The following is an 11,855-nucleotide window of genomic DNA, read 5'->3' on the forward strand; positions in this document are numbered from 1 at the left end:
TGTGTTTATTATTTCTCAATTGCCAAATCGATGACTTCGCTCATTCGTTGCACGTAATTGATTTTCAAGTCCTTAAGGTAGTCTTTTTTGATTTCTTCCACATCTTTGCGGTTGGCTTCACAAAGGATTATTTCTTTGATTCCAGCTCTTGCTGCGGCGAGTAATTTTTCTTTAATTCCACCAACAGGAAGCACTTTTCCTCTTAATGTAATTTCGCCAGTCATTGCGAGATGAGATTTTACTTTCTTGTTTTTAAAGCTTGAAACAATTGATGTTAACATTGCAATTCCTGCAGAAGGTCCGTCTTTTGGAGTTGCCCCTTCGGGAACGTGAACGTGAATGTTGTTTTTCTGAATTTCTTCAGACGAAATTCCTAATTCGGAATGTTTAGATTTGATATATTCTAAAGCAATCGTTGCTGATTCTTTCATTACATTGCCAAGATTCCCGGTCATCGTGAGATTTCCTTTGCCTTCGCTCAAAATACTTTCAATAAAGAGAATATCGCCACCAACTTGAGTCCACGCTAAGCCAGTTACAACACCAGGAACTCCAGTAATTTCCGATAAACTTTTCGGACGAGGAACGCCTAAAATTTCATCTACTTTCTCCACCGTTATTTTCGGGTCGTATTGTTTCTCCATTGCGGTTTGCAACGCAACCCATCTCGCAACAGCTGCGATTTGTTTTTCTAAACCACGAACGCCACTTTCCGAAGTGTGAGCATCGATGATGTGTTTCAATTCTGGATTTCCGAGTTTAAATGATTTTACATCTAAGCCATTTTCTTCCTGTTGTTTTTTAATAAGATGTCGTTTTGCGATTTCTACTTTTTCTTCTAAAGTATAACCTGCAATTTCGATAATTTCCATTCGATCAAGTAATGGTCTTTGAACGGTAGAAAGGGAGTTTGCTGTCGCAATAAACATCACTTTCGATAAATCGTAACCCATTTCTAGAAAGTTGTCATAGAATGAATTATTTTGTTCCGGATCCAAAACTTCTAATAAAGCCGAGCTTGGATCTCCATGAATTCCTGCTCCTATTTTATCAATTTCATCTAAAACAATAACTGGGTTAGACGTTCCCGCTTTTTTAATAGATTGTAAAATTCTTCCAGCCATCGCACCAATATAGGTTTTCCGGTGACCACGGATTTCTGATTCATCATGAAGTCCACCTAAAGAAACACGAATGTATTTTCTGCCCAAAGCATCGGCAACAGACTTCCCAAGTGAAGTTTTACCAACTCCCGGAGGACCGACCAAACATAGAATCGGGGATTTCATATTGTTTTTCAATTTCAAAACCGCCATGTGTTCTAAAATTCTTTTTTTAATATCTTCTAAACCGTAATGGGCTTTGTCTAAAACTTTTTCGGCTTTAATAATGTCAAAAACATCTTTTGAATATTTCTCCCAAGGTAATTCTGTAAAGAAATCCAGGTAATTGCGTTGTACATTGTAATCTGGAGAATTCGGATTTTGTCGTTGAAGGCGATTGATTTCTTTTTTGAAATGCTCATCAACTTCTTGGTTCCATTTTACTTTTTTGGCTTTTTCCAAAAGTTCTTCAACATCAGATTCCGGGCCGCCTCCCAATTCATCCTGAATGGTTCTGATCTGCTGATTCAGGAAATATTCCCGCTGTTGTTTGTCAAGGTCTTTTGAGGTTTTGTTGTGAATTTGACTTCTCAATTCTAGTTTGCGATATTCATCATGCATCAGCGCATAGCATTTCTCAGCACGTAATAGCAGACTTTTTTCTTCTAATAATTTCTGTTTTTCGTTTGGTGAAAAATTAGCATTGGAACAAACAAAGTTTAATAAATCCTCATTATCGGTAATGTTTTTAATAGCAAAACTAGCAGCATTTGGAATGTTTGGGTCAATGTCTATTATTTTCAACGCCAGATCTTTTACATTTTCCAATAAGGCTTCATACTCTTCTTTTTTCTTGGTAGAAGTGTCTTTGAGTTTGGTTATTTCTGCTTTGAAATAAGGCTTTGTTGCGGTGAATTCTTTTATTTTAAATCTTTGGAATCCTCTGGTTATTGCGGTAATATTTCCTTCAGGAAGTTTAATGATTTTAAGGATTTTCGCCAATGTTCCAACTTGAAATAAATCACCAGTTGTTGGGTTTTCAATACTGGAATTGTTCTGGGTCAGGATGCCAATGAATTCATTGTTTCGTTGTGCTTCTTCTAAAAGTTTGATCGACATTTCTCTACCTGCAGTAATTGGGATGATTACTTTAGGAAACATGACCATATTCCGTACTGGCAGAATTGGAAATACAGTTTGATCATTGTTTTCATCAGTATCCATCATATCAGAAATATTAATTTCTTCAGATACGATACTAAAAGCGTCGTCTAAAATCTCGTCAAAGTTAAGGTCTTCAAATTCTGTCATAATATTATGGAATGACAAATTGTCATTTTTTAAAGATAATTAAAGGTGATTACCCGTATTTGTTCCTTTAAGTACGGATGTTAATAAGTAATCTGTAATTTGACAAGCATTATGCCAAGCAAAAATTTAGACAAAATTACCGCCTCCTTGCAGACGGTTTTAAATAAGTGTACAATTTTTTTTCTAATCTGTTAAAAATGTGTATTTTCGCAAACTGATAAAATTATACAAAAAAGATGGCAATTTTAGGACAAATAAGAAACAGACCTTGGCTTTTGATGGGAATTATTGCAGTAGCAATGTTGGCTTTCGTGGTGAATCCGGATAGTCTTGAAAAGCTATTTGGCGCAGAGCCAGGTGTTTACGGTAAAGTAAACGGCGAAGAGATTACTAAAGAAGATTTCGACGATCAACTTTTCATGCTTCAGCAGCAAGCACAACAGCAAGGGCAGCCTACAAAAGGTTTGGAAGAGCAAGCTTGGCAATTGTTGGTACAGTCTAAACTCATCAAACAACAGTTTGAGAAAATGGGTCTGACTTTAACCGATGATATGTTCTGGAATCAATTGCAGTTCGATCCTATGTTTGCACAGAATAAAGAGTTGTTCGACGAGAAAGGTAATTTCAAAGTTCAGGAACTTAAAGGTCAAGTAGAACAAATGAAAGGAACCAATGTTGAGGCATATAATAATTGGTTGAAAACAAGAAGATCAATCGAGTACAGAATGATGGCGAGACAGCTTTTCGCTAACGTAACTTCTGGAATTACCGCAAGCAAAAAAGAAGCTGAGGAAATTATGAAGGAAAGAGATCAACTTGCAGATATTGATTTTGTAAAAGTTGATTATACGGAATATGCTAAAAAAAATCCAGTTAAAGTAACTACAAATGATTTAGCTGATTATATCAAAAAACATCCAATCTTGTTCAAGAGAGAGGCAAGTAGAAACTTAGGACTTGTTTATTTCCCAGCAGCACCAAGTGCTCAGGATGATGCAAGTACGCAAGCAGAAATCAATAAATTGTTTACAGAAGGGAGTGATGTAAGTGGAAAAGAAAGTTTTCAAAATACAACAAACGATTCCATGTTTATTGCTTTGAATTCTGATATGCCATTTAACCCAAGCTATTTCTCGAAAGATCAGTTGCCAATGTCGATTAGAGACAAGGTTGCGACTGCTAGTGTTGGCGCAACTTTCGGACCTTATAAAGAACAAAATTTCTATGTTGTTTCTAAATTATTAGATAAGAAACCTTCGGATTCTACATTATCTCGTCATATTTTGGTTTCTTATAAAGGGAATCAAGCAGGAGGTGATGCGACAAGAACCAAAGAACAAGCTAAGAAATTGGCAGATTCAATTGGAGCTGTTGTAAAAGCAGATCCTTCTAAATTTACAGAATTCCTGAAGTATTCTGCGGATCCAAGTTCTGCGGCACAAGGAGGAAGTGTTGGTTGGACAACTCCTGCTACACCATTCGTTCCAGAATATTTGCATTTCTTAGCAACCAATGGAAAAGGTGCAACTGCGGTTGTAGAAACTCAATACGGTTATCATATCATCAATATTGAAGATAAAAAATCGGGAGCGATGACTTATAAAGTTGCCAACTTAGTGAAAGCGATTAAAGCTTCTGATAAAACAGAAAACGAAATTTACACTAAAGCAACCAAATTCATTCAGCAAGTTCAAGGAAAAAGCTTTAATGATTTTGCAAACATCGCAAAGAAAGAAAATTACAACTTCTCTAATCCTACTGAGATTGGAAGATTTCAAGGGCAGTTACCTGGTTTAGGAACTGATAAGGATGGGGACATCATCGCCTGGGCTTTTAATAAGAAAAGAGAAAAAGGAGATACTGATATTTTCACAGTAGATGGAACAGGTGACAAAATAGTTGCTTATGTAAATGGAATTCAAGATGCAGGAATGGCTAGCCCAGAAGCGGTAAGAGAGCAAATCGAACCGATTGTAAAAAATAAATTAATGGCTAAACAGATTTCTGATAAAATCTCTGCAGCCAAAGCGACAAGCTTAGATCAGATTGCAAGACAGTTTGGCATTACAAAACAATCTGCGCAAGTAAATATGTTGAACCCACAAGTTAATGGTGCGATGGAGCCTAGAGTTGCTGGTGCAGCATTTGGAGTTGCAAAAAATAAACTTTCTAATCCTGTTGAAGGAATGACAGGAGTTTACGTGGTTTTGAAAAAATCTGAAACAACCAATAAGCAGCCAGGAGACCTTAAGCAAATGACTGAAGCAATTGCAGGACAAAGCTCTCAACGATTTGGTCAGGCATTATTGAAAAGCTTACAAGACAATGCAAAAATTAAAGATTATAGAATCGAAATTTATAATAAAGTTTCACAGTAGTGATTTTTAAATAAGATAATTGATAAAAGCGACTATAAAAGGTCGCTTTTTTGTTTTCAGTTTCCTTGGCTCTATCAGCGGTTTATTTAAAATGTATTATATTTGTCCCCTAAAATTTAAAGAAAAGTGAAATTCACCAAAGAAATAAAAGCAGGACTTATCGCACTTTTAGCAATTATTGGATTCGTATTTTTATTCCAATTTATGAAGGGGAAAAGTCTCTTTACTACCGATAATGTATTTTTTGCAAAGTTTGATAATGTTGAAGGATTGGCAGCGTCTAATGCTGTATCGATAAACGGTTTAAAAGTTGGTCAGGTTGATAAAATCATTCCTGTTACTGAAAAAGATGGCAGAATTCATTTTGTAGTAAAGGTAATTATTGATGATAATTTTGAGTTTTCCAAAAAATCAACTTTAGAAATTTTTGAACCAGGTCTGATGTCTGGCAAAGCAATGCGACTGAATCTGCAATATGGTGGTCCCATGGCAAAAGATGGCGATACCCTTTCGGGAAGATTTCAACTTTCGATGATGAATAATATTTCATCTCAAGTTGGTCCTGTAAAAGATCAATTACAAGCAGTGTTGAAAAGAGTAGACTCTTTAACGAATAATGCTAATAAAATTTTGGATAATCAAAATCGTGCAGAAATTAAAGCGTTATTGACGAATTTGAATAAAACAGTTACCGCATTCGAAGGAACTTCAAAACAAACAAATGCACTCTTGGCAAACAACGATCCGCGGATTCAGAAGGTTTTAGATAATGCAAATCTTGCTACTTTAAGTGCGAAATCTACAATCGATAAATATGGTAGAGTTGCAGATGAAGTTGATATGAAGAAATTAAATAACACCATTGATAAATTAAGTCTTACTGCAGATAAATTGAACGGTATTATTTCAGGCATACAAAATGGTGAAGGAAGCCTTGGTAAACTCACAAAAGATGAGCAACTTTACGATAATCTAAATCAAACTGCCGAAAACATGAATAAATTGGTAGAAGATTTAAAAACAAACCCGAAAAGGTATCTTAATTTCTCAGTTTTCGGAAAGAATAATAAAGACTAAAACCATTCAATATGCAGTATATTGACAATGCTATTTTCATCATCGCACTCGTTGTAGGTTTCGGACTTTTCTTTAAAAGTTTAAAGGAAATCTACCGCAACATTCAACTCGGAAAAAAAAGCAACCGCTCTGACCAAAAATCGAAACGCTGGGAAACCATGGCAAAAGTTGCTCTCGGTCAAAGTAAAATGGGAAAAAGACCTATCGCAGGATTTTTCCATGTGATTGTTTACGTTGGATTTGTTATTATCAATATCGAGGTGCTCGAAATTGTAATTGATGGAATTTTCGGAACCCACCGATTTTTAGCAAGCGTTTTTGGAAACTCTTTGTATGGTGCTTTTACTGCAACTTTAGAGGTTTTAGCTTTACTGGTAATCATTGCGGTGGTAGTTTTCTTTATCAGAAGAAACTTCTACGGAGTGAAAAGATTGACTATGAAAGAACTTTTCGGTTGGCCAAAACATGACGCAAACTGGATTCTGATTATTGAATTTGCCTTAATGGTGGCTTTCTTTAAAATGAATGCAGCCGACTGGGTTTTGCAGCAAAGAGGCGTTTTTCTAGAACATGGTAGTTTCCCAATTTCCTCAAATTTATTGGGACCAATTTTCCAGAATTTCAGCAATGGTTTTTTAATTTTTACTGAAAGAGGTGCATGGTGGTTTCACTTTCTTGGGATTCTATTCTTTATGAATTATCTTTATTATTCAAAACATCTTCATATTATTTTAGCCTTCCCGAATACGTGGTACGCTAATTTGGAACCGAAAGGGAAATTCAATAATTTAGATTCTGTTACGGCAGAAATTAAGTTGATGATGGATCCAAATGCCGATCCTTATGCAGCTGCACCAGATACAGATCCAAACGCAGTTCCCGAAAAATTTGGAGCAAGCGATATTTTTGATTTGAATCAAGTTCAATTATTAAATGCATATTCTTGCACCGAATGTGGAAGATGTACTGCAGTTTGTCCAGCAAATATTACCGGTAAGAAATTGTCGCCGCGTAAAATTATGATGGATACCCGTGATCGGATTGAAGAAGTAGGAAAAAATATTAATAAAAACGGGAAATTCGTAGATGACGGTAAAAAGTTATTAGACGATCATATTCAAAGAGAAGAGGTTTGGGCTTGTACCACGTGTAATGCTTGTGTAGAAGCTTGTCCGATTTTAATTGATCCACTTTCTATTATTATTGAGATGCGAAGATTCTTGGTGATGGAGCAATCTGCTGCACCACAAGAGTTGAATCAGATGATGACCAATATAGAAAACAACGCCGCACCTTGGCAATACAACCAAGCCGATCGTTTGAATTGGGCGAATGAGAATTAAATAATTAGATAATTTGAAAATTTGGAAATGTGAAGTTTATCCAGTAACATCATTTTCAAATTTCCAAATTGATATATTTCCAAATTAAAATTATGGATTTCACTATAAAAACAATGGCAGATTATGCTGCCGAAGGTAAAATGCCAGAAGTGTTATTTTTCGTTGGCTGCATGGGAAGTTTCGATGATCGTGCCAAAAAAGTAACGAAAGCACTTTGTAAAATTTTACATAAAGTAGGAGTTGAATTTGCTGTTCTTGGTCAAGAAGAATCGTGCAATGGCGATCCTGCAAAACGTGCCGGAAACGAATTTATTTTCCAAATGATGGCGCACACAAATATTGAAATTATGAACGGTTATGGCGTGAAAAAAATCGTCACGGCTTGTCCACATTGTTTCAATATCATCAAAAATGAATATCCAGGTTTGGGTGGAAATTACGAGGTGATGCATCACACTCAATTTCTTAGAAAATTAATGGAAGAAGGGCGTTTGAAAATAGAAGGGGGTACTTTCAAAGGAAAAAAAATAATCTTTCATGATCCGTGTTATTTAGGAAGAGGAAATGGCGAATATGAAGCGCCACGCCAACTTTTACAGAAATTAGATTCCGAATTGGTGGAGATGAAACGTTGCAAATCCAACGGGTTATGTTGTGGAGCAGGCGGCGCACAAATGTTCAAAGAACCCGAAAAAGGAAACAAAGACATCAATGTTGAAAGAACAGAAGAAGCATTGGCAGAAAGTCCGAATATCATCGCGACAGGTTGTCCGTTCTGTAATACGATGATGACTGATGGCGTAAAACATTTTAATAACACAGAGGTTTCAGTAAAAGATATTGCAGAACTTTTGGCGGAAGCCGACGATTTGTAATATAGAATAAAGAGTAAAGAGCAAAGAAAAAAGAACAAAGAACAAAGAAATTAGACCGTAAAGATTTAGTTTTTAATCTTTTCTCTTTAATCTATTATGTAAAAGAAAATGAAAATAGAAGAATCAACAATAGTAGAAACCAACGATTATCGGGTGATTATTTATCCAGCATCAAGAACTTTTACACCGAAAGAAAGCAAAGTGATTACCGAAAAATTATACGATTTTTTGGCAACGTGGGCAGCGCACGGAAAACCACTTTCATCTTCATTTAAAATTGAAAAAAAACAGTTTATTGTGGTTTGTGTAGATGAAGAAATAGAAGCTGCATCTGGTTGCTCTATTGATTCTTTGGGCGGAATTATGCGAGAAATCGATCATGAATTTCAACTCGGTTTGTTCGATAGAATGAAAGCGACTTTTGTGGAAAATAATGAAATTAAAACCATGAAATTACAAGATTTCCGAAATGGATTAAAAAATGGTGAGATTTCTCAAAATATCGAAGTCTTCGATTTTTCCAAAAATACCTATCTTGCTTTTTTAAGCGATTTCCTCTTACCTTTAAGAAGAAGTTGGGCAGGGATTTATGTGGATTAATATCCAGAACATTAAATGATTTCTTGTTCTTTATAGCGGTTTTCTGTAATATTGTAGATAAAGAAAATAGATGTCAGGAAAAATACTTTTTTTAACAACAGCGCATCATTACAATGATGACAGAATCTTTTTTCATCAGGCAAAAGAACTGAAAGCGCAAGGGTACAAAGTTAAAATTTGCAGTCTTTCTTCTGATTATAAGGGCTTTATTGATGGCATTGAGATTGAATCCTATTCTGTATTAAATCAAACAGTGAAGCAGAAAATTGAAATATTTCGAAATATTTGCAATTCTTATGAACCAAACATTATTATTTGCTCAGAACCTCTTGCCGTAATTGGAGCAAAAAAATACCGTAAGAAAAAAATCGCAATTATTTACGATATTACAGAATGGTATCCATCTATGAGAATGGTACAAAACTATAATTCTGTTTTTAAAATAGTACATGCTTTTAAATTTGCGCTCATTAATTTATATGCCGGTTTTTTGAGTACTCAGTTTATCTTTGGAGAGCATTCTAAAAAATTTCCTTTAGCATATCTATTTCCATTCAAGAAAAAGTTGTTGCTGCCTTATTTCCCAGATGATATTTATATTTCAAAAAGCATCAAAAAACTAGAAGACAATAAATTTACAGTTTGCTATACCGGTCAAATTTCAAAAGAAAAGGGAATAGAAAATTTCTTTAATGCTGTTGATCGTTTAAGACAGAAAAAACCGCAACTTCAAATTTCGATTTTGATTGTGGGTTCGACACAAAACAAAACGAATGAGCTTTATTTTTCAAATCTTCTGAAAAAATTTTCATGGGAAGATATTTCTATTTTCAAACCTAGTTCTTTTGAAGAATTTTCCAAATCTTATGCAAAGGCGGATGTTTGTTTTGATTTAAGAGATTCGAGTTTCGAAAACAACAACTGCTTGCCAATCAAGTTGTTTTATTATATCGCTGCAGGAAAACCCGTTATTTATACCAATCTTAAAGCGATAAGAGAATATATAGATGTTTCTAAATTTGGATATCTCGTTGATCCCGAAAATTCAGATATGATTTCAGATGTTTTGAGCAATTATTTAGAGCATCCAGAGACTTATGATATTCACGCTAATAATGCCCGAAAAGAATTTGAAAAAAAATATAATTGGGGGATTATTCGCAATTCTTTTCTTAATTTCATAACCCAATTTATTTACAAAAATTAAGATGAAACAACTCACTGTTGTTCAAACTTTCATATCGCGTTTTCTTATATTATTTTTAAGCTTCGGCTTAGTAATATTTTCCACAAATATGTGGGGCAGTGAAGGTAAAGGAGCTATTTCTATGGTTATTGCAAATTCAGCGATTGTTGGGTTTTTCAGCAATATACTTGCAGGAAGTAGTATTTCTTATTTTGCTTCAAAGTATAAAACTGAGAAAGTTCTTTTGTACGCTTACCTTTGGTCTATTGTCATCGGAATAACTGTTCCACTGGTTTTCAGTTTTTATCTTCAGGGAGATTATCTTTCTTATCTCATCGGAATTTCTATTTTTTCTTCCCTTCTTTCAGCGAATATCAATTTATTCATTGGCAGAAAAAACATACAGATGTTTAATTTGTATACGATTCTTCAACAAGCGGTTCACATTGTGTTTATTCTCGCAATCGTTTATTTACTCAAAATTACCGAAGTTACCACTTATTTTATCGCTCAGATCAGTTGTTATGGATTGCTGTTTTTAATAAGTTCTTTTCATCTTTTATCTAAATGTGATTTTTCGGATATTGGTTTTTCTAGAATCGTACTCAAAGATATGTTCGAATACGGCTGGAAATCGCAACTCAGTGCTTTCATCCAATTCTTGAACTATCGGCTTTCTTTTTATTTCTTAGAATATTTTGAAGGCCTCGCTTATGTTGGAATCTTTTCAATCGGAGTAACCTTTTCAGAAGCGATCTGGACTTTAAGCAGAAGTATTGCGGTAATTCTCTATTCAGAAGTCATTAATAATGAAAGTGGAGAAAAAGCAGTAGAAAAAACGAAAACTTCACTCAAAATAACATTTTTGATTACTTTGTTATTTATGATCCTGATTCTTCTAATTCCTGCCGAAGTTTATGCGCTGATTTTCGGGAAAGATTTTTATCAGACCAAAGAAATTATTTTCTTATTATTCCCTGGTATCATGGCAATTGCCGTAAGTAATATCATTGGTTATTATTTTTCTGGAATCAATAAGCTTGGGATTTTAAATATCAAATCAATTGCAGGATTAGTGATTACCGTTGCTTTTTCATTTTATGCAATTCCACGTTGGGGTATTTATGGGGCGTGCGTTGTAACTACGGTTTCATATTGCCTTTCCTCGGGAATTCTTTTCTGGAAATTTTATCAGACTACCGAATTTAGAGTAAAGGATTATTTAACTTCACGGAAAGAATTGAACTTTTACTTTCAGAAATTGTTTAAAAAATAATATCATTACTAGTCTAATATTCCTTTCTCTGAAAGAGTTAAAATAAATTATCTTTGTATCAATGAAAAATCTATTTTTTTTAACATTGGTGATGTTTTTTGCATTCCTCTCTTGCAGAAGTGGTGAGGAATCTGTGCAGAAAATAGATCAGGTCATCAAGTTATACATCGATTCTGCGGGGCAAGATATGTTGAATGCGAAGTTATCTGGATCTTATGTTTTTACCTCAATGAACGATGTTTATGGATTAACAGATAATGCGCCAGTTTCGGTTTCAATTAAAAAGAACTCAGATACCATTAATTATATAGAATATCTCGCTGGTGCAAAAAGAATTGGCATCGATTCCTCTGGAAGTATGAAAATTTATGAATCGAAAATAGCATTAAGGCTCACCAAGAAAATTCATGACTCGAACAGAGTTACCAATGATACGATGACGATTCAATATCAATCAACACCAAATCTTTTCCAAGTTGCGAAAATTTGGTATAATGGCACGCTTCAATTTACTAAGGTTGAAGGGCAATCAAATACAGTGAAAATCGTCAAATAATCACTAAATTTGCATTTCATTCTTACAATATTACGAAGAAATATACATCAATTAGGATATGTTACAAGTTCAGTTTTTGCGCGAAAATAAAGAACGCGTTTTAGAAGGTTTAGGAAAAAGAGGTTTCAAGGAAATGGATTTGGTAGATAA

At 34.6% G+C, this 11,855-nt stretch carries 9 protein-coding genes; 8 read left to right on the forward strand and 1 reads right to left on the reverse strand.

The window, feature by feature from the left end; translation table 11 throughout:
* Positions 1-8: 8 nt before the first annotated feature.
* Positions 9-2,414: an endopeptidase La gene (gene lon / locus WBY99_RS00195; protein WP_423974347.1), complete on the reverse strand. Its 2,406-nt coding sequence runs from the start codon at positions 2,412-2,414 to the stop codon at positions 9-11.
* A 236-nt stretch (positions 2,415-2,650) separates the two neighbouring features.
* Here lon and WBY99_RS00200 point away from each other — a divergent pair, with 236 nt between their 5' ends.
* The 8 genes from WBY99_RS00200 to WBY99_RS00235 all read left to right on the forward strand — a co-directional run bounded on the left by WBY99_RS00200 (position 2,651) and on the right by WBY99_RS00235 (position 11,705).
* Positions 2,651-4,792, forward strand: a complete 2,142-nt coding sequence (locus tag WBY99_RS00200; protein WP_423974348.1) for a peptidylprolyl isomerase — start codon at positions 2,651-2,653, stop codon at positions 4,790-4,792.
* 126 nt (positions 4,793-4,918) lie between these two features.
* A complete protein-coding gene (locus tag WBY99_RS00205) occupies positions 4,919-5,869 on the forward strand; it encodes an MlaD family protein (RefSeq protein ID WP_423974349.1) in 951 nt (316 codons plus the stop codon).
* 11 nt (positions 5,870-5,880) lie between these two features.
* Complete coding sequence (locus WBY99_RS00210) at positions 5,881-7,212, forward strand: 4Fe-4S dicluster domain-containing protein (RefSeq protein ID WP_423974350.1); 1,332 nt, start codon at positions 5,881-5,883, stop codon at positions 7,210-7,212.
* 92 nt (positions 7,213-7,304) lie between these two features.
* Positions 7,305-8,087: a (Fe-S)-binding protein gene (locus WBY99_RS00215; RefSeq protein ID WP_423974351.1), complete on the forward strand. Its 783-nt coding sequence runs from the start codon at positions 7,305-7,307 to the stop codon at positions 8,085-8,087.
* Between the two features lie 108 nt (positions 8,088-8,195).
* Positions 8,196-8,687 (forward strand): hypothetical protein, encoded by a 492-nt coding sequence (locus WBY99_RS00220; protein ID WP_423974352.1) that lies wholly within the window; start codon positions 8,196-8,198, stop codon positions 8,685-8,687.
* A 70-nt stretch (positions 8,688-8,757) separates the two neighbouring features.
* Positions 8,758-9,894, forward strand: coding sequence for a glycosyltransferase (locus WBY99_RS00225; RefSeq protein ID WP_423974353.1), 1,137 nt, complete (start codon positions 8,758-8,760; stop codon positions 9,892-9,894).
* A gap of 88 nt (positions 9,895-9,982) precedes the next feature.
* Entirely contained in the window at positions 9,983-11,149 is a 1,167-nt protein-coding gene (locus tag WBY99_RS00230) for a lipopolysaccharide biosynthesis protein (protein WP_423974354.1), read from the forward strand.
* A gap of 61 nt (positions 11,150-11,210) precedes the next feature.
* A complete protein-coding gene (locus WBY99_RS00235) occupies positions 11,211-11,705 on the forward strand; it encodes a hypothetical protein (RefSeq protein WP_423974355.1) in 495 nt (164 codons plus the stop codon).
* Positions 11,706-11,855 lie beyond the last annotated feature (150 nt).

Source organism: Kaistella sp. (assembly GCF_049588135.1).
Classification (GTDB): Bacteria; Bacteroidota; Bacteroidia; order Flavobacteriales; family Weeksellaceae; genus Kaistella.